Origin of the sequence: Amycolatopsis nalaikhensis, from assembly GCF_030264295.1 — a bacterium.
Classification (GTDB): Bacteria; Actinomycetota; Actinomycetes; order Mycobacteriales; family Pseudonocardiaceae; genus Amycolatopsis; species Amycolatopsis nalaikhensis.
In genome coordinates this window covers 7,006,906-7,028,363 of sequence record NZ_CP127173.1, presented here as the reverse complement: position 1 = coordinate 7,028,363, position 21,458 = coordinate 7,006,906, and the positions used below count along the sequence as shown (strand labels likewise).

Below are 21,458 nucleotides of genomic sequence, written 5' to 3'. Positions count from 1 at the left end.
CGGATCACCCCGTCCGGGACAGCGACGGCACCGGGCCGGACCAGGCGCCCCGCCGGTAGCGCAGCAGGCGGTCCAGCAGCTCGCCCCGATCGCCCCGCAGCTCCGGCGGAACCGGCGCGGCGACCGGCACCCCGCCGGCCCCGATGCCGGCCACGAAGCGGCCGACACGCAGGGGCACGGGCACGAGCTCACCGCCGAGGTAGGCGAGCACCAGCAGATCCTCACCGGAATGGGTTTCCATGGCGAACGCCCAGCCGTGCCGCTCGTTCCACAGCAGGGCCATGTCCCGGCCCGGGTGGCGCGGCAGCCGCAGGTCCAGCGCGACGTACGCCGACGCGGGGTCGTCGAGATCCACGGTGCAGGACTCCTCGCCGACACCGACCGCGGCGCTCACCGCGGCTAGGTAGCCGGTCAGCCCGCACCGCAGGCCGTGGTCACGGTCGATACCGGTCAGCAGGGGAATCACCTTCCATCGCTTCGGGACGTCCACCGGCCACATCGGACCGGCGTCCCCAGGCCCCGACGGTACGAGTTCGCCGCCGGGACGCGATGGCGTCGTTCGGCCTCCATCGGAGGGACTTTCGTCACCAGCGCCCGCTTCGCGGCGTCACGGAGTACGGCGTCGCAGGGTGGCCGCACCGAGGAACAGCGCGAGGACTGCGCAGCCGGCGATGATCGCGATGTTGCGGACCAGCGTGCCGTCGATCGTCGCGGAGTGGGTCACGTGCGTGAGCGCGTCCACCGCGTAGGACAACGGCAACACGTCCGAGAGCGCGCTGAGCACCCACCCCATCTCGTCGCGCGGGACGAACAGGCCGCACAGCAGGAACTGGGGCAGCACGAACACCGGCAGGAACTGGATCGCCTGGAACTCGGTGCGGGCGAACGCGCTGACGAACAGCCCGAGCGCGGTCCCCAGCAGCGCGTCCAGCACGACGATGAGCAGCAGCGACCAGACCGAGCCGGCGATGTCGAGGCCCAGCCACGTCAAGCTGATCCCCGCGGCCACCACCACCTGCAAGGTGGCGAGCAGGCCGAACGCCAGCGCGTAGCCGAAGAGCAGGTCGAGCTTGCCGATCGGCATCGTCATCAGGCGTTCCAACGTCCCGGTGGTGCGCTCGCGCAGGGTGGTGATCGAGGTCAGCAGGAACATGATCGTGAACGGGAAGATGCCCAGCAGCGCCGGGGCGATCGCGCTGAACCGCTGCTGCGAGTTCAGGACGTACCGCAGCAAGATCATCAGCAGGCTCGGCACGCCGATGATGAGCGCAACCGTGCGGGGGTCGTGCCGCAGCTGGGTGAGGATGCGGCGGGTCGTGGCGAACGTGATCGGAGCACTCATCGCGCCGCTCCTTACCGGCCCTTGATCAGCCGCAGGAATGCCTGCTCGAGATCGGGCGCGCCGGTGCGCTCGCGGAGCACCTCGGGCGCGGCCTGTGCCAGCAGCTTTCCCTGGTGCAGCAGGAGCAGCTCGTCGCATCGGGCGGCCTCGTCCATGACGTGGCTGGAGATCAGCAGCGTCACGCCGGTCTCCGCGAGGTGGTGGAACAGCTGCCAGAGCTCGTCACGCAGTTCGGGGTCGGAGCCGACCGTCGGCTCGTCGAGCACCAGCAGTTCGGGGGTTCCCAGCAGGGCGACGGCGAGGTTGGCCCGGCCGCGCTGGCCGCCCGAGAGGCGGCCGATGACGGTCTTGCCCGAGGCGGTCAGCCCGGTCTGCGTGATCACCCTGTCCACATCGGACGGTGGAGCGCCGAGCACCGCGGCGAAGTAGCGCAGCCCCTCGGTCACGGTCAGGTCCGCGTAGATCGCCGGATCCTGGGTCGCGTACCCGATCCGCCGGCGCAGCTCCGGGCTGCCTGCCGGCCGCCGGAGCACCGTCACCTGCCCGGACTCGACGATCTGCACGCCGACGATCGAGCGCATGAGCGTGCTCTTGCCGCTGCCGTTGGGGCCGAGCAGGCCCGTCACCGTGCCGCGCCGGACGGTGAGCCCGACGTCGCGCAGCACTTCCTGCCCGCCGCGGCGGACCCGCAGGCCCTCGACCACGATCGCCGGTTCGTCCACGGCGTGCTCCTTCCGTCCGCCTCCCATGGTGTGCGCGTCCGTTTCCGGGGGCAGGTGCCCGCGGTCCTCGCCGTCGGTGACTTTCGTCCCCGGCCCGGGACTTCCGGCGGCCGGCCGGTGACCTAACGCCCTTCGGCGGCGACGCCGGGACGCCGGATCCTCGGGGTATGAACGCGCCCTGGGCCGACGTCCACGAAACCCACATCGGCGCGGTCTTCCTCGTCGGAGACCTCGCTTACAAGCTGAAGAAGCCGGTCGATCTCGGCTTCCTCGACTTCTCCACCCGCGAAGCCAGGGAACGGGTGTGCCACCGGGAGGTGGAGCTGAACCGGCGGCTGGCACCGGACGTCTACCTCGGCGTCGCCGACGTCACCGGGCCGGACGGCGCGGTCTGCGACCACCTCGTCGTCATGCGCCGCATGCCCGAGGACCGCCGCCTGTCCACCCTGGTCCGGCGAGGCGTGCCGCTGCACGTGACGATCCGGCGGTTGGCCCGGCAGCTCGCCGCCTTCCACGCACGCGCCGATCGCGGCCCCGGAATCGACGCCGACGAGACCCGCGACGCGGTCCGCGACCGGTGGCGCGCGAGTTTCGACCAGGTCCGGCCGTTCCACGGGGACGTGCTCGACCCGGCCACGGCGCTGGAGATCGAAGCGCTCGCCGAAGACTTCCTCGCCGGCCGGAAGGCGCTGTTCGACCGCCGGATCGCCGAGGGACACGTCGTCGACGGCCACGGCGACCTGCTCGCCGACGACGTCTTCTGCCTCGACGACGGCCCGCGTGTGCTGGACTGCCTGGAGTTCGACGACCACCTCCGGCACGTCGACGTGCTCGACGACGTCGCCTTCCTCGCGATGGACCTCGACCGGCTCGGCGCCCCGGAACTGGGCGAACAGCTGATCGCGGACTACCGCGAGTTCGCCGGCGACCCCGCTCCCCCGGCACTGCTGCACCACTACCTCGCCTACCGCGCCTTCGTCCGGGCCAAGGTCGCCTGCCTGCGGCACGCGCAGGGCGATCCCGAAGCCGCCGCGCTCGCGCGCGAGTACGCCGATCTCACGCTGCGGCACCTGCGGCTGGGGCAGGTGCGGCTGATCCTCGTGGGGGGCGAACCGGGCACCGGCAAGTCGACGATCGCCGGCGGGCTGGCCGACCGGCTCGGCGCGACGCTCCTGCAGTCGGACCGGCTGCGCAAGGAGCTGGCCGGGCTCGAACCCGTGCGGCGGCCCGCCGAGGGGTACCGGGAGGGCCTCTACGACAGCCGCCACACCGACGCGACGTACGCCGAACTCGCGCGCCGCGCCGGGGAGCTGCTCGCTTTCGGCGAGACCGTCGTGCTGGACGCGTCCTGGACCGCCGTGCGGCACCGCGAACTCGCCGTCGCGGCCGCCGAGCGGACGAGCAGCCCGCTGACCGCCCTGCGGTGCCAGGCACCGGAAGAGACGGCGGCGCAGCGGATCACCGCCCGGACCGGCACCCTGTCCGACGCCACCCCGGAAATCGCCCACCGGATGGCCGCGGACGCCGCCCCGTGGCCCGAGGCCCACCCGCTCACCACCAGCGGCACGCCGGCCGAGTCGCTCGTCCACGCGCTGGCGTGCCTGGCGCCGGAGCACCCAAAGTCCCCGGCCCAGAGGCATTCCGGCCCTCCCGGCGACCGGGCGGGCAGTGCGAGGGTCGAACCGGCAGAACACCCCGAACCCGAGGCAGGCCGATGATGGAGCGAGGATTTCCGGACGATTTCACCGTCAAGACCGCGGTCGCGATGGCGGTCCGCGCGCCATCGGTGCACAACTCCCAGCCGTGGAACTGGCGGACCGGGCACAGCTCACTGCACCTCTACGCCGATCAGGACCGGCGGCTGCGGGAAACCGACCCGGACGGCCGCGACCTGATCCTCAGCTGCGGCGCGGCCCTGCACCACCTCCGGGTGGGATTCGCCGCGCTCGGCTGGGCCACCGAAGTGCACCGGCTGCCCAACCCGGGCGAGCCCGACCACCTCGCGGCCATCACGCTGCACCGGCACGAGCCGACGCAGGACGAGGTCGCGATGGCCGCGGCGATCCCCCGGCGCCGCACCGACCGGCGGCGGCACAGCTCGTGGACCGTGCCGCGCGGGCACGTCGAAGCCATGGCCAAGGCCGCCGCGCTGGAAGGCACCGTGCTGCAGGTCGCCGAGGACGCCGCGCGCTACCACCTCGCGATCGCCGTCGAAGAAGCGTCGAAGCGGCATGCCGGAGACCCGGCCTACCGCACCGAGCTGGCGGCCTGGAGTGGCCGGCACGTCTCTCCCGACGGTGTCCCGGCCCGCAACACGCCGGCGCCGGACGACACCCCGGGTGCGCTGCGCGCCCGGCCGTTCGCCGACCCTCAGCTCACCCAGCCGCCCGACGCCAAAGCCGAGGACGACGAGACCGTCCTGCTGGTGCTGAGCACCGCCTCCGACGACCGGATGTCGCGGCTGCGGGCCGGGGAAGCAACGAGCGCCGTGCTGCTCACGGCCAACGCCTTCGGCCTGTCGTCGTGCCCGCTGACCGAGCCGCTGGAGCTGCCCGACGTCCGCGGCACTGTCACCGAGCGGGTGACCGGCGGGTCGTTCCCCCAGATGGTGCTGCGCATCGGCTGGGCGCCCGCCAACGCCGAGCCGCTGCCCGCGACCCCGCGGCGGGACCTCGCCGACGTGCTGCAACCGCTCGAAGCTCCCCCGAAACACTTCCAGGCTCACTAGGAAAGGAGCCGGTCATGCCGTACTGGCATTACCCCACCACAACCATGGGCTGGGCGGGCGGCATCGGCATGCTCGTGTTGATGGCGCTCGTGCTGGCCGCGCTGGTCGCCCTCGTCGTCGTCCTCGCTCGCCGGGGGCCACAGCCACCGCGGCCCGGCGACACCGCCCGGCGGATCCTCGACGAGCGGTTCGCCCGCGGCGAGATCGACCAGGAGGAGTACGAACGCCGCCGTGACGCGCTGACGCGGACGAGCTGACCGAGTGCCCGGCGCCCTCGCGCCGGAGCATTGGGCCGCGCGGCTCCGACCCGATGGGCCGGGACGCGCTCTACCTCGTCCGGCCCGGTCGGCACGGCTGCTTCGACCGGCCGTGTCCGACGTCGACGGCCCGGCGGACGCCGGGTACGCGGTCCGCTACGCCCCGGTCGTGACCCTGATCCGAAGGGTGCGACCCGCTCCCGGCGGCCACGCCGGGCTGGCCGTCGCTGCGGGCTGTGCGCTTCGCCGGATCCTTCGAAGGCCTGAGCACGTTCGCCGTCGGCGTGCGCGCGATGCTGCCCTTCCGCGTGTTCACCCAGGCCGGGCCGCGGGACCAGGTCCGCCGGGTGGTCGTCGACCTCGCCCACTGAGAGGACGTCATGGACCGGCTCAGCCCGCTCGACGCGGCCTTCCTCGAAATCGAGGACGCCGACCCCGGCTCGTCGCTGGCCATCGCCTCGATCGCGATCGCCGAAGGCACCGCACCGGGCCAGGACGAGTTCACCGCCGCCGTGCTGGCGCGGCTGTCCGGTGTTCCGCGCTACCACCAGAAGGTCCGCACGGTGCCGTTCGACCTCGGGCCACCGGTCTGGGTCGACGACCCGGCGTTCGACGGGAGCGCGCACTTCGGCCGGGTGGCGCTTCCCGCGCCGCACGACGAGTCCGCGCTCTGCGAGCTGGTGGCCCTGCTGATGAGCGAACGGCTGGAACGCGACCGGCCGCTGTGGGAGTTCTGGGTGATCGAAGGGCTGCCCGCCGGCCGGTGGGCGATCCTGACCAAGCTGCACCACGCGCTGGCCGACGGGCTCGCCGCCACCGACCTGCAAACGATCGTCTTCGGCGACACCGCGGCCGGCGCACCGGCCCGCGTCGAAGCGGCGCCCGATCCCGGCGGCACGCAGCTGCTCCTCGACGCGGTCGGCACGCTCTTGCGCACCCCGTGGGAGCAGACCCGCCTGCTGGCCCGGGAGGTGCTGCACCCGAACCGGCTGGCCCGCCGCGTCAGTGATGCCGCGCGCGGCCTCGCCGCGCTGACGTCGGCGCTGCTCCCCGCATCGCCGACCCGGTTGACCGGGCCGCTCGGACGGGACCGGCGGTACTCGACCGCCTCGGTCGCGCTGGCCGACGTCCAGGCCGTGGCCCGGGCGTTCGACGTCACGGTGAACGACGTCCTGCTGGCCGCGGTCTCCGGCGGCTTCCGTGAGTTGCTGCTGCACCGCGGCGAGACGCCCGCCGCCGACAGTGTGCGGACCCTGGTCCCCGTTTCGGTGCGCACCGGAACCGCCTTGGACAACGAGGTTTCTCTCCTGCTGCCGCTGCTGCCGGTCGATCTGACCGACCCGGTCCAGCGCCTGATCCGGGTGCACCGCCGCCTGGACGCGCTCAAGGCGGGCAAGGAGGCCGACGCCGGCGCACTGGTGACCGGGACGGCCGCGCACGGGCCGTTCGCGCCGATCGCCTGGGCGATCCGGGCAGCCGCGCACCTGCCGCAGCGCAACATCGTCACCGTGACGACCAACGTGCCCGGCCCGGCCGAACCGCTGTCCGCGCTCGGCCGCCGGATCGTCGAGATCTACCCGTACGTCCCGATCGCGCTGCGGGTGCGCACCGGCGTGGCGATGCTGAGCTACGCCGGTCGGATGACGTTCGGGATCACGTCCGACGCCGACACCGTCCCCGAGACCGGGGTGCTGGCCAAGGCGATCGAGCGGGAGATCCTGGCCCTGCGCGACGCGGCCCGCCGGGCACCCGCCCAGCGCTGAAGGCGTGGGTCAGGAGGCCGCCGCGAACTCCGCGGCCAGCGCTGCGACCAGTCCTCCCGGGTCCGGGATCAGCTTGCGGTCCGTGCCGAACCCGAACCGCACCTCCCCGGCGTAGCTGAAGATGCAGATCGTGATCGCCTGCCGCCCGCTGCACGGCGCCCAGCCGACGATCCCCTCGACCTCCGCGCCAGCCAGGGTCATCGGTACCCGCGGGCCGGGCACGTTCGTCAGCACCCCGACCGCCTTGCCGGCGAAGAACCGGCTCATCGCCAGTCCCAGCGGCGCCGGGCTCTGCGCGATGGCGTACTGCACCCCGAAGGTCAGCACGGGCTCGACCGAGTCGCGGATGCGGGCGACCCGGCGGTGCACCTCGGCGAGGCGCTCGGCGAACGTCCGGAGGCCGAGCGGGAGCTGGGCCAGCACCAGCGAAAAGTGGTTGCCCAGGGTGGCCGGCAGCTCGTCGTCGAACGAGGAGAGGCTCACCGGGATCAGCCAGCCGAGGTCGGACGAGCCGGGCCGGGCGGTGCCGTGCGCGGTGAAGTACCGGTCGAGCGCGCCGGCGACGAGCGCCGTGCAGACGTCGTTGATCGTCGTGCCGGTCTCGTGCCCGATCCGGGCGAGTGTGATGAGCGGGACCGGATCGCTCCAGGCGGCGGTCTTTTCGACCTCCGGTTCGCCGTCCCACACCCCGGTGGTGGTGGCGGGACCGAGCAGATCGGCCACCCCGGCGGCGCTGTGCCAGGCCGTCGTCACCGCCCCGGCGGCCGCGTCGACCGCGTGCCGGGGCCCACCGTCCAGCGCCGAAGCCAGGAACCCGGCGACGGCTCCCGTGGCGCCCACGGCCACCGTCGCGCCGAACACCGGCAACGCCACCGCGGTCTCCAGCACCGGGTGCACGCGGGCCGCCCGCTGCTGCACCTTCGCGCCGGTGTCCCCGATCGCGCGCAGCACGGCCGCACCGAGGCGGACCACCGGCTGCGCAACGGGTTCCCGGTGCCGTGCGGCGCTGCCGACCTTCGCGTGCGGTGCGGTTTCGCCGCCGGCCGGATCCAGCAGGCTGAACAGCACCTGCGTCAGCCGGATCCCGTCGGCCATCGCGTGGTGGGTGCAGGAGACCAGCGCGCTGCCCCCGCGGTAGCCCTGCAGCAGATCGATGGTCCACAAAGGATGCTTCGGGTCGAGCGGCCGGCTCCGCCGGGCGGCGACGAACTCCTCCAGCGCCGCCTGGTCGGCGGGTGCCGGCAGGTCCCGCACCAGGACGTGGTCACCGAGGTCGAAGCCGATGTCGGTCTCCCAGGCGAGGGTGCGACCGTGGCGCACGGCCCGCTGCGAGTACACCGGATAGCGCGCGATCAGCCGGTCGGACACGAGCGACCGCAGCCGCGCCGGGTCCACCGGGGTCTTCGTCCACAGCACGGACGTGACGAGCATCAGGTTCTCCGGCCGGTCCAGGTGCAGCCACAGGCTGTCCTGCGCGGGCATCCGCCGATGCGGCCCGGCCGGTCTCCGCGTGTTCCCCACCGTCATCGCCTTCTCCCGTCGCACCCTCACTCTGCAAGCCCCGCCGGATCCCGGAAAGGGCCGGAAGTCACCCGTGCACGTGGACGATTTCCCCTGCCTCGCGACCGGGTGCCGCGAGATCGTGAAGACCTCTGTGAATCACCCCGGCGCTTCGGAGGAAACCCATGTCCCTCAACCACGTCGTAGTACTGGGCAGCGGATTCGCCGGCTTGGAGGCCGCCTTCGCGTTGCGCGCGCAAGCGAGTCCGGACCGCGTCCGGATCAGCCTGGTTTCCGACCGCGACGACTTCCTGTTCCGGCCCAACAGCATCTACCTGCCCTTCGGGGCCGCCGAGGCACCGCTGCACGTGTCGTTGACGAAAGCGTTGCGGCGCCGGGAGATCGACGCCCACATCGCGACCGCCGAAGGCATCGACACCGATCGTGGTGCCGTGCACACCTCGCGCGGCGAGGTCCTCTACGACAAGCTGGTGATCGCCACCGGGGCCGCGATGCGCCCGGAGGAGGTGCCCGGTCTCGCCGAACACGCCTGCACCGTCTGGTCCCCCGGGCAGCTGCACGCGCTGGGCGAGCGGCTGCAATGGGTCGTCCGGCACGCCGCGCACGGCCGGCTCCAGCAGGTCCTGTTCCTGGTGCCGCCGAACAACAAGTGCGCCGGTCCGCTGTACGAGATCGCCCTGATGCTCGACACCTGGCTGCGCCGCCGCGACGTCCGCGACAACGTCCAGCTGGCGTTCACCACGTTCGAGCAGAGCTACGTGCAGGCGTTCGGTCCGAAGCTGCACGACGTCGTGGCCGGCGAATTCGCCCGGCGGGGCATCGACGGGCGCACCGGAGCCGCCCCCGAGAAGATCAGCGAGCTGGAAGTCGCCTACACCGACGGAACCGGGCACGAGTTCGACCTCCTCGTGGCGTTCCCGCCGTACGTCGCCGCCCAGCGGTTCGACGGGCTGCCCGCCGACGAGCGCGGGTTCCTCGCCTGCGAGGCGAGCACGCGCGAGGTGCTCGGGCACCCCGACGTCTACGCGCCTGGCGACGCCGGGGACTTCCCGGTCAAGCAGGCGTTCCTCGCGCTGCTGCAGGCCCAGGCCGTCGCCGGGCAGATCGCCGCCGACATCGGTGCGCACCTGCCGGGAGCCGGCTTCGAGCCGGTGAGCATGTGCGTGCTGGAGATGCTCGACAAGGCGACCTTCGCGCAGGTTCCGCTGGCGGTCACCGGGGACCCCGCGCAGCCCGTGGTCGTCGACCCGTGGGCCGGTGAGGCCTACCGCGTCGGCACTTCGTCCGCTTGGCGGCTGGGCAAGAAAGCCCTCGGTACCTACGTGCCGGGCCGCTTCCGCGCCGGGCTGCCGGTGCACGCGGGAACCGGCTGGGACGTCATGGCACTGGGCCTGCGCGGCGCGACCCGCTGGCTGGCCCGGTGAACCCCGGCGGACGGAAGTACCTGCTCGCGACCGCCGTCGCGGCGGTCGTCGTGTATGCCGCAGGGGACGTCCTTTCGGCACTGTCCTACGACGGCTACCGCGCCCGGGACCAGGCGATCAGCGAGCTGAGTGCCTTCGGCTCGCCCGTCCGGCCGCTAATGGTGACGGCCATCCTCGTCCACAACGTGTTGCTGCTCGCCTTCGGGATCGGTGTCCTCCGGGTGGCGCGCAGCAGGAGCGTGTGGTGGATCGGCGCCCTCCAGGTCGCGGACTTCGTCTTGGTGGGCATCGCGACGCACACGTTCTGGGCGATGAGCTCGCGCGGCACGCCTCCGGGGTTCAACGACACCATGCACATCGTCCTGTCCGGCGTGTTCAGTCTCCTGGTGGTGACGATGATGGTCCTCTCGGCCGTCGCCTGTCCGGGGTGGTTCGCTACTACGCAGTGGCGACGACCGTCGTGGTCGTCGGCTTCGGCATCGCGTCCTCGCTCGCGATGCGAGGGCTCGCGCGAAACGACACCCCGTGGGCAGGGGGCTTCGAGCGGATCAACGCCTACGCCTACTTCACCTGGCTCGTGGTTCTCGCCGTGGTGGTGAGCTCCACCGCTTGGAGCGGCCCGCGGTCATCAGATCGACGACCGTCTCCTTGGTGAGTTCTTCGGTGGCGAAGACCCCCGCCAACCGGCCCAGGTACAGAGCCGCGATGCGGTCGGCGACGTCGAAGACGTCGTTCATGTTGTGGGACACCACGATCACACCGAGGCCGCGCTCGGCCAGCCGTTGGACCAGCCCGAGCACGACCTCGGTCTGCTGCACGCCGAGCGCCGCGGTCGGCTCGTCCATGATCACCAGTTTGGAGTGCCACAGCACGGCTTTCGCGATCGCGACCGCCTGGCGCTGGCCACCGGAGAGCGACCCGACCGGCTGGCGGAGCGAGGTCACCGTGGTGACGCCGAGGCTGTGCAAGGTCTCCTTCGCCGCCAGTTCCATCCGGTCCTCGTCGAGCACCCCGTGCCGCAGCTTTTCGCGGCCGAGGAACATGTTCTGCACGATGTCGAGGTTGTCGCAGAGCGCAAGGTCCTGGTACACGGTCTCGATGCCTAGCGCGGCGGCGTCCCGCGGGGTGCGGATGCGCACCGGCTGCCCTTCCCAGGTGAACTCGCCGGCGTCCGGGACGTGGATACCGGCGATGCACTTGATCAGCACGGACTTCCCCGCGCCGTTGTCGCCGACGAGCGCGGTCACCTGTCCGGCCGGGATGTCGAGGTCGACCCCGGCGAGGGCCTGCACCGGCCCGAACTTCTTCTTGACGCCCCGGGCGCGCAGCAGAGGCACCTCGGCCGGTCCGGCGGCGTCCGGGGCCGGTGCGGCCCGTTCGGCGGTGGCGGTCATGGCGGGTCAGGCCTTTCCCGGGACGACTTCGGCGAGCCGCCGTCCCAGCGGGCTTTCCGGGGCGCGGGCGGGCGGCGGGATCACCGCGACGGGGCAGCTCGCGCGCCGGAGGCAGGCTTTGGCGACCGAGCCGGCGAGCGCCTCGCGCAGTCTGCCCCTGCCGTGGCTGCCGACCACCAGCATGGTCGCGCCCTTCGCGCGCCCGGTCAGGACCTCTGCGGGGTCACCGTCCGGGGCCGAGCACCGCGCCGTCACGCCGGGATGGTCCTTCGTCACCGCTGTCACGAGCGATTCGAGCTCGTGGAGGTGCACGGTCCGGGCCTCTTCCAGGGTCCGGTTCACCGAGGCGTCGTCGAGCATCGAGTCGTGCAGCCACACCGTCACGACGTCCAGCTCGGCGCCGGTGGGCTCGGCCTGCGCGGCCGCCCAGATCAGGGCCGCCGTGCTCGCGCCGGAACCGTCGACACCGACCACGATCCGGCCCTTCGCGGTTGTTTCCGTCATCACCGCTCCTTCCGGTCACCGCCCCCTGCACGTCCAGACAACTCCTTCCGCTCGCGCGGCGAAGCTGCCGTTCTGCCCGATCCACGAGGACCTTGGGCCCTACGAGTCCCGCCGGGCGATGCCGACCATCGAGGAGAGCAACCGACGACAGGGAGAAGCAGATGACGGTACGGCTCGGGATCAACGGCTTCGGCAGGATCGGGCGCGACATCCTCCGGTGCGTGCTGGAGACGCCGGACAGCCCCATCGAAGTGGTCGCGGTCAACGACATCACCTCCCCGGAGATGCTGGCACACCTGCTGGTCCACGACTCCACCTACGGCAGGCTGCGCATTCCGGTCGAGGTCGTCGACGGCGAGGCATTGCGCGTCGGCGACCACCTGATCCAGGTGAGCTCGACGGCCGACCCCACCCAGCTGCCGTGGGGCGAATACGGCGTCGACGTCGTCGTCGAGTCCACCGGCAAGTTCCGCACTCGCGAAGCCGCCGGTGTGCACCTGGCTGCGGGCGCGAAGAAGGTCGTCATCTCCGCGCCCGGCAAGGACGTCGACGCGACGATCGTGCTCGGGGTCAACGAGGGCGATTACGACCCCGCTGCGCACCACGTGATTTCGAATGCCTCCTGCACGACGAACTGCGTCGCGCCGATGGTGAAGGTGCTGCACTCGGCGTTCGGCATCCGGCGCGGCCTGCTCACCACCATCCACAGCTACACCGGCGACCAGGCGCTGCTCGACCGCCCGCACAAGGACCCGCGCCGCGCCCGCTCGGCCGCGGTCAACGTGGTGCCCACCAGCACCGGCGCGGCCAAGGCGATCGGCCTGGTGCTGCCGGAGCTGGCCGGCAAGCTCGACGGCGTCGCCGTGCGGGTGCCGGTCGAGGACGGCTCGCTGACTGACCTGACCGTCGAGCTCGAGCGCCCGGTGACCGCTGAACAGGTCAACCACGCGTTCGCCGAAGCCGCCGACGGCGACCTCAAGGGCATCCTGCGCTACACCGAAGCACCCATCGTTTCCCGCGACGTCATCGGCGACCCGGCCTCCTGCGTGTTCGACGCCCAGCTGACGAAGGCCGACTCGCACCTGGCGAAGGTGTTCGGCTGGTACGACAACGAATGGGGCTACGCGACCCGCACGGTCGAACTGGTGGAACTGATCGGGCGCTCGCTGGGCTAGTGCTCCGGGTGCCCGCCGGTGTCGCGGCCCGGCGGGCACCCGTCCCCGACTTGGGGAGCGGCACCTTCGGTTCCGCGCAGGCGGTCGACGAACGGGGCGAGACGGCAACGGGCCGGCTGCCGGCCGGCCACACGCACACTGTCGCCGTGACGATCGACAACCGCGGGGTGGCCGACTCCCTGCCCGCGCGCAGCGTCGTCTGGCCGCGCGGTTGACCACGTCGCCGAGACCATCCGGCAGGAGCGGCCGTTCGTGCTCAGGCACCCGCCCACCGGTCACGCGAGGCGTGCCGGCGGGCGGGTGCCTTTGCCGTGCCCCGTCAGGTCCGGCGACGGCTGCCGAGGATCAGGGACACCCCGGCGGCGAAGGTCAGCAGCCCGCCCAAGGCGAGCCAGCCGATGTCCACGCCGGTCGAGGCGAGCCGACCGGTTCCCGGCCCCGCGACGACCTGCCGGGCAGGTGCCGGGCGGGCGAGCACGCCGGCCTTGCCGGCCGGCGGCTTCGCCGTCGGCGGGACCGCGTCCGGATCGGGTTGGTCCGGACCGGGGACGATCACGATCCAGTTCCGGTAGTAGCTGCCGTCGTCACTGCCGCGGGCAAGCCAAATCTGTGTCCGGCCCCACTGCCCCTGCCACGGACCGACGATGCCGACGTCGTAGCGGTCGGCGGGCAGGTCGGAGAACACCACCGTCCCTTCCGCGTCGCTCACCGCACGCGCCACGATCGCTCCGGTCACCTGGTCGCGCAGATACACCTTCACACCGGGCACCCGTTCGTACTGCGGATGGCACCCGCAACCATAGACAGGGGTGACGACGTACCCGACGGACTTGATCGCCCGGGCGCCGGGCACCCGGGCGGTCGCCGTCACCTCGACCGCGGCGTAGTAGCCGGGAGGTTGGACCCGGCAGTGGACCTCCAGGTAGCCGGCGACGACAGCCTCCTGCCGGACCGGGACGGTGATCTCGAAGGTCCGCGAGGACGCGGGCTGGACAGTGGCTCCCGCTCCGGCCGGGTCCAGCTCGCCCAGGCCGATCGGTTGTGCGTAGTCATTCGTCCAGCAGTACCCGGTCAGGCCCGGAACCGGACCACGACCACTGTTGGCCACCGTGACGAACATCCGGGCCGTGTCGCCCCCGGTCTAAGTCGAGGCGGACAACCTGGCGGATCCCGTGAGCCACCCGGTGATGTCGTACTCGCCCCTGAGCACCACCTCGGGTTCACTCACCCCGTCCACCTCCACGGCCGGGTAGGTGAAAGTCCAGTCGGGAGAGCTGGGGTAGACGTGCCAGGTGCCGGCGAGCAGGTCGTGGAAGGCGAACCGGCCCTGGCTGTCGGTCACCGTCTCGGCGGACCATCCGGCGCCCTGACCCGAGGCCTGGATACGCAGGCCGGGGAGTACTTCACCCGGGTCGAGCACGTGGTTGCGGTTGTAGTCGCCGTAGGCTATCCCGGTGAATCCGCCGCGCACCACCGTGAGCGGAGCCGTGATCGTGACCAAGTTGTCGGCGGGCTCCGCGTCGGGCTCGGCGGAGGTGACCTCGACCTGCAGGCGCACCACATCTTCCGTGAAGTCGGCGATGTACGCCCAGGTACTGCCCTCGGCAGTCTGCCCCGGCGCCAGGACGATGTACATGCCGGTGAAACCGTTCCAGGTGTGGGACGCCAAGGTGCCTGAATCGGTCAGCCGGACGCCGGTGGCCGTGCCGGTGCCGGCGTTCACCACGGACACCCGTGCCCAGACCGGGTCGTTCTGCCGGTAGGACGGTTGGCCGAACGCCACAGTCAGCCGAAGGTCGGGGTGCTCCTCCGCGGCAGCGGGCGGCGCGGAAGCCGACGTCGTCGACGTCGGCCTCGTGCTGGGCGTCGACGTCGGCACCGGTTCGGACGAGGGCGGGTCCTTCACCGCCGTCTCCGACGGCTTCACTGAGGTGGGTGATGGCTTGGCTGTCCGAGACGGTTCAGTGGTCGGCGCCGGTTTCGTCGTCGGCGCCGGTCTCGAGGTCGGCGCCGGTTTCGTCGTCGGGGTTTCCGGCGCTGACGGTGGCGGGGAATCCGCCGCCGGTGCGGCGGCAGCCGGAGTTTCGGTCTCCGCCGCGAACACCGGCCCGGCCGACACGCCGAGGGACATCGCCACCGCCAACGTGGCCGCCGCGGCCACCCGGGACAGTCGTTTCATCCTCATTCCTTCCGTTACGCGGCCTACGCCGGCCGCTGCGCGCGTGGTCCGAAGAGCTGCGGCGGGGAGAGAACCGGGTGTTCAGCGTCCCGCGGGTTCCGGGAACTGCTTGCCCGCACGCGACATCGCGCTCGGCAGGCCGGGGAGGTCACGGCCGGGCAGCAGGCTGTGCCAGTAGAACCACGAGGAAAGCAGCTTCCCGAGGTGGTTGAGCCGCGACTCCTTGAGCAATGGCAGTCCCGTGTCCGCCGGGAAGCGACCGGGAAGCGGCTCGGTTTCGTAGTCGAAGTCCAAAAGCAGGGCCTTGCCGAAGCCACTCTCGACGAAACAGGTGGCGTGCCCGTCGAAACTCGCGTCGAGCGGCCTGCTGTCCAGGAACTGCCCGACGTTGCGGGCCAGCACTTCGCTCTCGAAGTACGTGACCGAGGCGGCCTTGACGGCCGGCAGCGCCGCGGCGTCCCCAATGACGAAGATGTTGTCCTTCACCTCGGCACGCAACGTGTGCTCGTCGGCGCGGACGAACCCGCGCTCGTCACCCAGGCTGGGTGAGTGGTCCACATAGGACGCGCCAGCGTGCAGCGGGACGACCACCGCCTGATCGAAGGCGACCTCGCGGCCGTCGGCGGACACCAGTCGCCGGGCGGTGCCGTCGACCTCGCCGGTGGCGAAGCCGGTCACCAGCTCGATGTTCTTCGCCGCCAGCAACTCCGCGAACACCCGGGCGGCCACCGGCTCGTCGAACGCGGCACCCAGCGGCGTCACACAGGTCAGCTCGACCCGGTCCCGGACGCCGCGTCCGGTGAAGAACCAGTCGGCGAGGAGGCAGAACTCGAGCGGGGCGACCGGACACTTGACCGGGAGCCCGAGGACGTCGACCACCAGGCGGCCGCCGTCGAACGCCGCCAGCGCCGAAGCCAGGCCCACCGCGCCGTCGAGGTCGTAGAACGTGTCGACGTGGGAACGCCAGCCCGGCCCGGTGAGCCCTTCGCTCCTCTCCGGCACGAGCCGCGCTCCGGTGGCGATCACGAGCGCGTCGTAGCGGAGCACGGTCCCGTCGGCCAGGTGCACGCGATCGGCGTCGACATCGACGCACTCGACCTCGCTGCGGTGGTAGCCGGTCCCGTCGGCCAGCTGCCGGGGACGAGACCGGACGAGGTCACCGGCGTCAGCCATCCCGAACGGCACGAACAGCAGGCCCGGCTGGTAGACGTGGTCGTCGTCCCGATCGACGACGGTGATCTGCGCGCCCTCGCCGAAGTCGCGGTACAGGCGGTTCGCCGCGAGCGTTCCCCCGGTTCCCCCGCCGAGGACGACGATGCGTTTCACCGTCGTCCCCTCAGCGCAGCCCGGCGGCCGCGCCGTCGTCCTGGGTGTACTTGAGGCGGTTGCGGACCGCGACCACTCCGGGCACGGCCTCGGTCAGCCACTCCGCGCGCTCCACCTCGCTGCGCCGGTCGATCACCCCGCTCAGGCTCACGACGCCGTCGTCGACCCGCACCGTGACCGTCGACGGGTCCGCCCAGATCGACCGCTGCAGCACGTCGCGCTCCACGATCTCCTTGATCTCCTCGTCCGGCCGCAGGAACGCGCACAGGACGTCCCGGCGGGCGAGGACGCCGATCAGCCGGCCCGAGCCGTCGACGACGTACAAGCGACGCAGCTTCGCTTCCACCAGCCGCCGAGCCGCACCGGCAACCGGCTCGTCCTTGGCGATCGTCGGCACGCGCCGGGTCATCAGCTCGCTCGCGGTGAGCCCCTGGGCCTTGGTCCACGCCCGGTGCTTCCGGAAGACCGGCTCGAGGCGGCGGCCGTCGCCGCGGTGGCGGGCCAGCAGGTCCGCTTCGTCGACGACACCGATCGGGCGCCGGTGTTGGTCGACTACCGGGATCGCGGCGATGCCGTGCTCCGCCAGCAGGGAGACGAGCTCCTTGAACGTCGTCCCGGGACCGGCGGTCACGACCGGACACGTCATCAGATCCGAAACCTGCGGACCGCGCATCACACACCTCCGTCGGACGGTTCTCTTCACGTTACGAATCCGCGTCACCGCCGGGCTGCGGGCAACGGTCCCCGGCCGAGAGGTCTTTCGCCCCTTTGCCCGGGCCCGCGGATGGCTTTGCCTGGACAGAGCCGATCGGAAGGAGAAGCCATGACCCGGCACAAGCGGTGGCACGACCTGAGTTCCCGGCAGCGCGGCGGGATCCGCCTCGCCGCGAGCGTCCAGCTGCTGCTCGCCGCGGCCGCGTGGTGGGATCTCGCGCACCGGCCGGCCACGCAGGTCCGCGGCCCGAAGTGGCTGTGGGCTCTCGTGATCGGGGTGAACTTCGTCGGCCCGGTGCTCTACTTCGCGCGTGGACGCGCCACCACCACCGGGCAGAGTGCGTAGGACATCAGCGCCTGGCTCGTCGACCCGAGAGCCAGGCCGCTGAAGCCGCCCCGGCCCCGGCTGCCGACGACCAGCAGCTGTGCCCGGTCGGCGAAGTCCAGCAGCCGCTCGGGCGCCCGGCCGGCCACGACCTCGCGGTCCACCGCCACGTCCGGGTACTTCTCCTGCCAGCCGGCCAGGCGCTGGGCGAGCAGTTCCCGCCCGTATTCGTCCGCAGCCCACCAGCCGTCGTGGCGGCAGTGCACCGCGATCAGCCGGGCACCGCGCCAGGACGCCTCCTCGAACGCGGTCGCGATGGCCTCCTCGCTCGCCGGGCTTCCGTCGACGCCGACCACCACCGGTCCCTCGGCGGGCGCTTCATCTTCCCCCACGTGCGGACGGATCAAGGCCACTGGGCAGTGCGCGTGCGCGGTCAGGGCCACCGTGACCGACCCGAGCAGGATCCGGCCCAGCGGCCGAAGTCCCGGTGTGCCGAGCACGAGCATCGCCGCGTCGGCGGACTCGGCGACCAAGGCGTCCGCGGGCCGTTCAGGCCGCAGCACCGTCTTCGCCTCGACCTCCGAAGCCGCGGCACGAGCCTCGGCGAGCATGGTCCGGCCCTGCCCCGCGGCCGCCTCCAGCAGCTGCTCGTACGTTGGGTCGGCCCTCGGGTAGGGCGCGGGCAGTTCCGGGAGCGCGTGGACCAGGCGCAGGCCACGCCTGCGCTCCCGCGCCACGCGGGCAGCCCACCGGACCGCCGCGAGTGCTCCGGCCGAACCGTCCACACCGACCACCAGTTCCGAGCCGCTCATCCGAATCTCCTTTCACCACGGGGAAGTCAAGCGGCCGAAGCCGCTCCCGGCACGAGGCTTCCGGCCCGGTTCGGAGGGACTTCGGTCCATTCCGCGCGGTCCTCGGGAACCGGCGGCCAAGGGCCTCCCGGCCGGGGACCTTCGACCCCAGAAATTCCCGCGGTGCGGGCCGAAACTGAGCGCAGCACCGAAAAGAACGGAGGTTTCCCCATGTCCATCCGACCGGAAGAAAAGAAGACCACCTCGGGCCACCGGGCCACCGAACCGGCGCCGGTCGCCGACTTCGTCGCCGAGCCCACGACCGCCGGGAAGTCCCTGGCCGTCCTGCGGATCGCGACCGGGTTCGTGTTCCTGTGGGCGTTCCTGGACAAGCTATTCGGCCTGGGCTACGCGACCCCGTCGAAGGGCGCCTGGCTCAACGGCGGTTCGCCGACCAAGGGCTTCCTGAGCGGCGTGCACGTCGGCCCGTTCGAGTCGATGTTCCACACCTGGGCGGGCACCTGGTGGGCCGACTGGCTGTTCATGCTCGGCCTGGGCGCCATCGGCATCGCCGTGATCGCCGGGATCGGGCTGCGGCTGAGCGCCGTCGCCGGCTCGCTGATGATGCTCATGATGTGGGCCGCCGAGTGGCCGTTCGCGCAGAGCATGAGCACCGGTGAGGCAACGCACTCCACCAACCCGGTCATCGACTATCACATCATCTACGCGCTCGTCCTCATCGCGCTCGCCGCCGCCTCGGCCGGGCACACCTGGGGACTCGGCCGCCGCTGGGCCGACGCCGTCGGCGAGCGCACGTGGCTGCGCTGACGCGATCCGTTCCACGGGCGCCCGCCGACCGGCGGGCGCCCGTTCCCGCTGCCCGAGGAAAGAAGGAGAAGAAATGAAGGCACTCGTCTACGACGGTCCCGGCCGGCGCAGCTGGACCGACCACGCCGACCCCGAGCTCACCGCGCCCACCGACGCGATCGTCCGGGTCGACGCGGTCACCATCTGCGGCACCGACCTGCACATCCTCAAGGGCGACGTGCCCGAGGTCGAACGCGGCCGGATCCTCGGTCACGAAGCGGTCGGCACGATCGTCGAGACCGGCTCCGCCGTCACCACCGTGAAGGCCGGCGACAAGGTCCTGGTGTCCTGCATCTCCGCATGCGGCCGGTGCGAATACTGCCGGCAAGCCGCCTACGGCCAGTGCCTCGGCGGCGGAGGCTGGATCCTCGGCCACACGACCGACGGCGTCCAGGCCGAATACGCGCGCGTCCCGTTCGCCGACACCTCGGCCTACGTGCTGCCCTCCGGAGTGAGCGACGAATCCGCGCTGATGCTGGCTGACATCGTCCCGACGTCCTACGAGGTCGGCGTCCGCAACGGCGGCGTCAAGCCGGGCGACACCGTGGTGATCGTCGGCGCGGGGCCGATCGGGCTGGCCGCGATCACGAACGCCCAGCTGTTCTCGCCCAGCACGATCATCGTGGTCGACCGGGAACCGGCCCGGCTCGACGCGGCGAAGTCGTTCGGCGCCGACCTGATGGTGCAGCCCGGCGACGCGGGCGCCGCGGTGGCCGAAGCCAGTGGCGGGCTCGGGGCGGATGTCGCCATCGAAGCGGTCGGCATTCCGGAGACGTTCGAGCTGTGCACGAAGCTGGTCCGCCCGGGCGGCCATGTGGCGAACGTCGGCGTGCACGGCGCCCCGGCGACGCTGCACCTCGAACAGCTGTGGATCAAGAACGTCACCATCACCACCGGGCTGGTAGACACCTCCAGCACGCCGATGCTGCTGCGGATGCTCGCGGCGGGCCGGCTGGACACGAGCCGGTTCATCACGCACCGGTTCGGGCTCGACGAGATGGACGAGGCCTACGACGTCTTCGCCCACCCACAGGACAGCAACGCGCTGAAGGTCGCCCTGTTCCGCGGCTGATCGCGAACCGAAGCGGCCACCGTCCATTCCGGACGGTGGCCGCTTCGGTGTGCCTCAGTTGTGCGGCTTGCGCGAGCTCAGGATCCCGACCGGCCCCGGCGGCACCGGGGACACGCCCCGGTCGTCGAACTGGCCCTTCAGGGTGTGCCGCACCTCCACGACCCCGTCGACCCGGCGGATCAGCGCCACGATCACCGGGATCATGCTCTCCCGCTCGACCGTGCCGTTGAGCGTCACGATGCCGTTGTGCACGGAAACATACAGAGACGCCGGGTCCATGGCCATCTCCCGCAGCAGCACCTCGTCACGGACCTCGTCCCGGATCTCGCGGTCGGTCCGCAAGAAGACCCGGAGCAGGTCCGAGCGGGAGACCACGCCGACGAGCTTGCCCTCGTCGTCCACCACCGGCAGGCGGTGGAAGTGGTGCTCCTCCAGCAGTTTCGCGGCCACCGTGACGTCGTCGTCCGCCCGGACGGTGATCGCCGGCTTCGTCATCAGGTCGGCGACGAACGCCGCTCCCGCCTTCCGCTTCGCTTGCCGGGAGCCGGGCTTGAGCAAGCCGTGCGGGGCCTCCCGCTCGAGCAGATCGCCTTGGGAGACGACGCCGAGGACGAGCCCGTCGTCGTCGACCACGGGAGCGCCGCTGATGTTCCAGGTGGCCAGCAGGAGCGCCACCGCCTTGAACGGCGTGTCCGGGCCCACGGTGGTGACTTCGGTCGTCATGACCGGACCCACTTTGCGGCGACTGGGCATCTTGGCCTCCTTCACATCCTTCTGTTTGGGGGTCCGGGTGGCGGAGCCCCCGGCCCGGGGCGAAGCCCCGGTTGTCACAGCAGCGGGCCCGGGTAGTAGGTGCCCACAGGTTCCTGTTCCGGCGCCGCTTCCTTCTCCGGCTCCACGACGGTCCGTGCCGGGATGACCACCACCGGGCAACTCGCCTCGCGCAGGCAGTGCTCGGCGACCGAACCGACGAGCAGCTTCAGCAGACGGCCGCGGCCGTGACTGCCGAGCACGAGCATCGCCGCGGTCTTCGACGCCTCTTCCAGCGCCACCGGGGCCGAGTGCTCGACCAGCTCGGCCCGGACGGCGACACCCGGATGCTCGGTCCGTACCTGGTCGACGACTTCGTCGAGCCGGCGCCGCTCCCGGTCCGCGACCGTCTCCGGCGATCCGGCGACCGCCGCGCCGAGGTCGGCGACCGGCTCGAACGACCACGCGCGCAGTGCGACGACCTGGCGGCCGCTCACCGCCGCTTCGGACACCGCCCAGCGCAGGGCGGCCACGCTGACCGCCGAATGGTCGACGCCGACGACGACGTCGCCCTGGTTTGCCTTTGTCATGAGAAATCACCTTC

General features: G+C 71.8%; 24 protein-coding genes and 1 pseudogene. 12 read left to right on the top strand and 13 right to left on the bottom strand.

What is annotated here, in order from left to right; genetic code table 11:
• Positions 1-4 precede the first annotated feature (4 nt).
• The 3 genes from QP939_RS34490 to QP939_RS34480 form a co-directional block, all read right to left on the bottom strand.
• On the bottom strand, positions 5-490 hold the full coding sequence (locus tag QP939_RS34490; RefSeq protein WP_434219591.1) for a DUF6292 family protein: 486 nt from the start codon (positions 488-490) through the stop codon (positions 5-7).
• Positions 491-607: 117 nt separating this feature from the next.
• On the bottom strand, positions 608-1,342 hold the full coding sequence (locus tag QP939_RS34485) for an ABC transporter permease (RefSeq protein WP_285450483.1): 735 nt from the start codon (positions 1,340-1,342) through the stop codon (positions 608-610).
• Between the two features lie 11 nt (positions 1,343-1,353).
• Positions 1,354-2,064: an ABC transporter ATP-binding protein gene (locus QP939_RS34480; protein WP_285450482.1), complete on the bottom strand. Its 711-nt coding sequence runs from the start codon at positions 2,062-2,064 to the stop codon at positions 1,354-1,356.
• Positions 2,065-2,231: 167 nt separating this feature from the next.
• Between QP939_RS34480 and QP939_RS34475 the strand changes: the two genes are divergently transcribed.
• The 5 genes and pseudogenes from QP939_RS34475 to QP939_RS34455 all read left to right on the top strand — a co-directional run bounded on the left by QP939_RS34475 (position 2,232) and on the right by QP939_RS34455 (position 6,812).
• A complete protein-coding gene (locus QP939_RS34475) occupies positions 2,232-3,782 on the top strand; it encodes a bifunctional aminoglycoside phosphotransferase/ATP-binding protein (RefSeq protein WP_285450481.1) in 1,551 nt (516 codons plus the stop codon).
• Positions 3,782-4,792 (top strand): Acg family FMN-binding oxidoreductase, encoded by a 1,011-nt coding sequence (locus QP939_RS34470; protein WP_285459913.1) that lies wholly within the window; start codon positions 3,782-3,784, stop codon positions 4,790-4,792. The genes QP939_RS34475 and QP939_RS34470 overlap by 1 nt, the downstream gene beginning before the upstream one ends.
• A 14-nt stretch (positions 4,793-4,806) precedes the next feature.
• The gene (locus QP939_RS34465) at positions 4,807-5,049 is read left to right on the top strand and encodes an SHOCT domain-containing protein (RefSeq protein WP_285450480.1); all 243 of its coding nucleotides are present in this window, start codon (positions 4,807-4,809) and stop codon (positions 5,047-5,049) included.
• Between the two features lie 212 nt (positions 5,050-5,261).
• Positions 5,262-5,420, top strand: a pseudogene (locus tag QP939_RS34460) (AMIN-like domain-containing (lipo)protein); the annotation flags it as partial.
• Between the two features lie 9 nt (positions 5,421-5,429).
• A complete protein-coding gene (locus QP939_RS34455) occupies positions 5,430-6,812 on the top strand; it encodes a wax ester/triacylglycerol synthase family O-acyltransferase (RefSeq protein WP_285450478.1) in 1,383 nt (460 codons plus the stop codon).
• A 9-nt stretch (positions 6,813-6,821) separates the two neighbouring features.
• On the opposite strand, the gene QP939_RS34450 is transcribed toward QP939_RS34455, so the two are convergent.
• Complete coding sequence (locus tag QP939_RS34450; RefSeq protein WP_285450477.1) at positions 6,822-8,294, bottom strand: WS/DGAT domain-containing protein; 1,473 nt, start codon at positions 8,292-8,294, stop codon at positions 6,822-6,824.
• A gap of 203 nt (positions 8,295-8,497) precedes the next feature.
• Between QP939_RS34450 and QP939_RS34445 the strand changes: the two genes are divergently transcribed.
• Both QP939_RS34445 and QP939_RS34440 read left to right on the top strand, forming a co-directional pair.
• On the top strand, positions 8,498-9,757 hold the full coding sequence (locus QP939_RS34445) for an NAD(P)/FAD-dependent oxidoreductase (RefSeq protein WP_285450476.1): 1,260 nt from the start codon (positions 8,498-8,500) through the stop codon (positions 9,755-9,757).
• Entirely contained in the window at positions 9,754-10,356 is a 603-nt protein-coding gene (locus QP939_RS34440; RefSeq protein WP_285450475.1) for a DUF998 domain-containing protein, read from the top strand. The genes QP939_RS34445 and QP939_RS34440 overlap by 4 nt, the downstream gene beginning before the upstream one ends.
• Here QP939_RS34440 and QP939_RS34435 read toward each other — a convergent pair.
• Together QP939_RS34435 and QP939_RS34430 are read right to left on the bottom strand one after the other, a co-directional pair.
• Positions 10,324-11,151, bottom strand: coding sequence for an ATP-binding cassette domain-containing protein (locus QP939_RS34435; RefSeq protein ID WP_285450474.1), 828 nt, complete (start codon positions 11,149-11,151; stop codon positions 10,324-10,326). The two genes, QP939_RS34440 and QP939_RS34435, sit on opposite strands and share 33 nt — an antisense overlap.
• A 6-nt stretch (positions 11,152-11,157) precedes the next feature.
• Positions 11,158-11,655 (bottom strand): universal stress protein, encoded by a 498-nt coding sequence (locus QP939_RS34430; RefSeq protein WP_285450473.1) that lies wholly within the window; start codon positions 11,653-11,655, stop codon positions 11,158-11,160.
• 161 nt (positions 11,656-11,816) lie between these two features.
• Here QP939_RS34430 and gap point away from each other — a divergent pair, with 161 nt between their 5' ends.
• Positions 11,817-12,830, top strand: a complete 1,014-nt coding sequence (gap, locus tag QP939_RS34425; RefSeq protein WP_285450472.1) for a type I glyceraldehyde-3-phosphate dehydrogenase — start codon at positions 11,817-11,819, stop codon at positions 12,828-12,830.
• Complete coding sequence (locus tag QP939_RS34420) at positions 12,830-13,045, top strand: hypothetical protein (RefSeq protein ID WP_285450471.1); 216 nt, start codon at positions 12,830-12,832, stop codon at positions 13,043-13,045. Before gap ends, QP939_RS34420 begins: the two co-directional genes overlap by 1 nt.
• 104 nt (positions 13,046-13,149) lie before the next feature.
• Here QP939_RS34420 and QP939_RS34415 read toward each other — a convergent pair whose 3' ends face one another.
• The 4 genes from QP939_RS34415 to QP939_RS34400 all read right to left on the bottom strand — a co-directional run bounded on the left by QP939_RS34415 (position 13,150) and on the right by QP939_RS34400 (position 16,981).
• Entirely contained in the window at positions 13,150-13,950 is an 801-nt protein-coding gene (locus QP939_RS34415; protein ID WP_285450469.1) for a carboxypeptidase-like regulatory domain-containing protein, read from the bottom strand.
• A gap of 21 nt (positions 13,951-13,971) precedes the next feature.
• Positions 13,972-14,553: a carboxypeptidase-like regulatory domain-containing protein gene (locus tag QP939_RS34410; protein WP_285450467.1), complete on the bottom strand. Its 582-nt coding sequence runs from the start codon at positions 14,551-14,553 to the stop codon at positions 13,972-13,974.
• Between the two features lie 537 nt (positions 14,554-15,090).
• A complete protein-coding gene (locus QP939_RS34405) occupies positions 15,091-16,335 on the bottom strand; it encodes an NAD(P)/FAD-dependent oxidoreductase (RefSeq protein ID WP_285450464.1) in 1,245 nt (414 codons plus the stop codon).
• Positions 16,336-16,345: 10 nt separating this feature from the next.
• Positions 16,346-16,981 carry a CBS domain-containing protein gene (locus QP939_RS34400; RefSeq protein WP_285459912.1) on the bottom strand — a complete coding sequence of 212 codons (636 nt, stop codon included), beginning with the start codon at positions 16,979-16,981 and terminating at the stop codon, positions 16,346-16,348.
• Between the two features lie 177 nt (positions 16,982-17,158).
• On the opposite strand from QP939_RS34400, the gene QP939_RS34395 reads away from it, so the two are divergent.
• Entirely contained in the window at positions 17,159-17,395 is a 237-nt protein-coding gene (locus QP939_RS34395; RefSeq protein WP_285450462.1) for a PLD nuclease N-terminal domain-containing protein, read from the top strand.
• Here the strand turns inward: QP939_RS34395 and QP939_RS34390 are convergent.
• Entirely contained in the window at positions 17,350-18,186 is an 837-nt protein-coding gene (locus QP939_RS34390) for a universal stress protein (RefSeq protein ID WP_285450460.1), read from the bottom strand. The two genes, QP939_RS34395 and QP939_RS34390, sit on opposite strands and share 46 nt — an antisense overlap.
• Positions 18,187-18,396: 210 nt before the next feature.
• Between QP939_RS34390 and QP939_RS34385 the strand changes: the two genes are divergently transcribed.
• Both QP939_RS34385 and QP939_RS34380 read left to right on the top strand, forming a co-directional pair.
• Positions 18,397-18,993 (top strand): DoxX family membrane protein, encoded by a 597-nt coding sequence (locus tag QP939_RS34385; protein WP_285450458.1) that lies wholly within the window; start codon positions 18,397-18,399, stop codon positions 18,991-18,993.
• Between the two features lie 73 nt (positions 18,994-19,066).
• Positions 19,067-20,104 (top strand): zinc-dependent alcohol dehydrogenase family protein, encoded by a 1,038-nt coding sequence (locus QP939_RS34380; protein WP_285450456.1) that lies wholly within the window; start codon positions 19,067-19,069, stop codon positions 20,102-20,104.
• Between the two features lie 54 nt (positions 20,105-20,158).
• Here QP939_RS34380 and QP939_RS34375 read toward each other — a convergent pair whose 3' ends face one another.
• A complete protein-coding gene (locus QP939_RS34375; protein WP_285450454.1) occupies positions 20,159-20,827 on the bottom strand; it encodes a CBS domain-containing protein in 669 nt (222 codons plus the stop codon).
• 104 nt (positions 20,828-20,931) lie between these two features.
• Positions 20,932-21,444 (bottom strand): universal stress protein, encoded by a 513-nt coding sequence (locus tag QP939_RS34370; protein ID WP_285450452.1) that lies wholly within the window; start codon positions 21,442-21,444, stop codon positions 20,932-20,934.
• Between the last annotated feature and the right edge of the window lie 14 nt (positions 21,445-21,458).

Bases quoted from the DNA above. Each gene is read 5' to 3' on its own strand.
- QP939_RS34485 (WP_285450483.1), bottom strand. From the start codon at position 1,342: ATGAGTGCTCCGATCACGTTCGCCACGACCCGCCGCATCCTCACCCAG.
- QP939_RS34475 (WP_285450481.1), top strand. From the start codon at position 2,232: ATGAACGCGCCCTGGGCCGACGTCCACGAAACCCACATCGGCGCGGTC.
- QP939_RS34470 (WP_285459913.1), top strand. From the start codon at position 3,782: ATGGAGCGAGGATTTCCGGACGATTTCACCGTCAAGACCGCGGTCGCG.
- QP939_RS34465 (WP_285450480.1), top strand. From the start codon at position 4,807: ATGCCGTACTGGCATTACCCCACCACAACCATGGGCTGGGCGGGCGGC.
- QP939_RS34455 (WP_285450478.1), top strand. From the start codon at position 5,430: ATGGACCGGCTCAGCCCGCTCGACGCGGCCTTCCTCGAAATCGAGGAC.
- QP939_RS34450 (WP_285450477.1), bottom strand. From the start codon at position 8,294: ATGCCCGCGCAGGACAGCCTGTGGCTGCACCTGGACCGGCCGGAGAAC.
- QP939_RS34445 (WP_285450476.1), top strand. From the start codon at position 8,498: ATGTCCCTCAACCACGTCGTAGTACTGGGCAGCGGATTCGCCGGCTTG.
- QP939_RS34435 (WP_285450474.1), bottom strand. From the start codon at position 11,151: ATGACCGCCACCGCCGAACGGGCCGCACCGGCCCCGGACGCCGCCGGA.
- QP939_RS34430 (WP_285450473.1), bottom strand. From the start codon at position 11,655: ATGACGGAAACAACCGCGAAGGGCCGGATCGTGGTCGGTGTCGACGGT.
- gap (WP_285450472.1), top strand. From the start codon at position 11,817: ATGACGGTACGGCTCGGGATCAACGGCTTCGGCAGGATCGGGCGCGAC.
- QP939_RS34415 (WP_285450469.1), bottom strand. From the start codon at position 13,950: ATGTTCGTCACGGTGGCCAACAGTGGTCGTGGTCCGGTTCCGGGCCTG.
- QP939_RS34400 (WP_285459912.1), bottom strand. From the start codon at position 16,981: ATGACGTGTCCGGTCGTGACCGCCGGTCCCGGGACGACGTTCAAGGAG.
- QP939_RS34395 (WP_285450462.1), top strand. From the start codon at position 17,159: ATGACCCGGCACAAGCGGTGGCACGACCTGAGTTCCCGGCAGCGCGGC.
- QP939_RS34390 (WP_285450460.1), bottom strand. From the start codon at position 18,186: ATGAGCGGCTCGGAACTGGTGGTCGGTGTGGACGGTTCGGCCGGAGCA.
- QP939_RS34385 (WP_285450458.1), top strand. From the start codon at position 18,397: ATGTCCATCCGACCGGAAGAAAAGAAGACCACCTCGGGCCACCGGGCC.
- QP939_RS34380 (WP_285450456.1), top strand. From the start codon at position 19,067: ATGAAGGCACTCGTCTACGACGGTCCCGGCCGGCGCAGCTGGACCGAC.
- QP939_RS34375 (WP_285450454.1), bottom strand. From the start codon at position 20,827: ATGACGACCGAAGTCACCACCGTGGGCCCGGACACGCCGTTCAAGGCG.
- QP939_RS34370 (WP_285450452.1), bottom strand. From the start codon at position 21,444: ATGACAAAGGCAAACCAGGGCGACGTCGTCGTCGGCGTCGACCATTCG.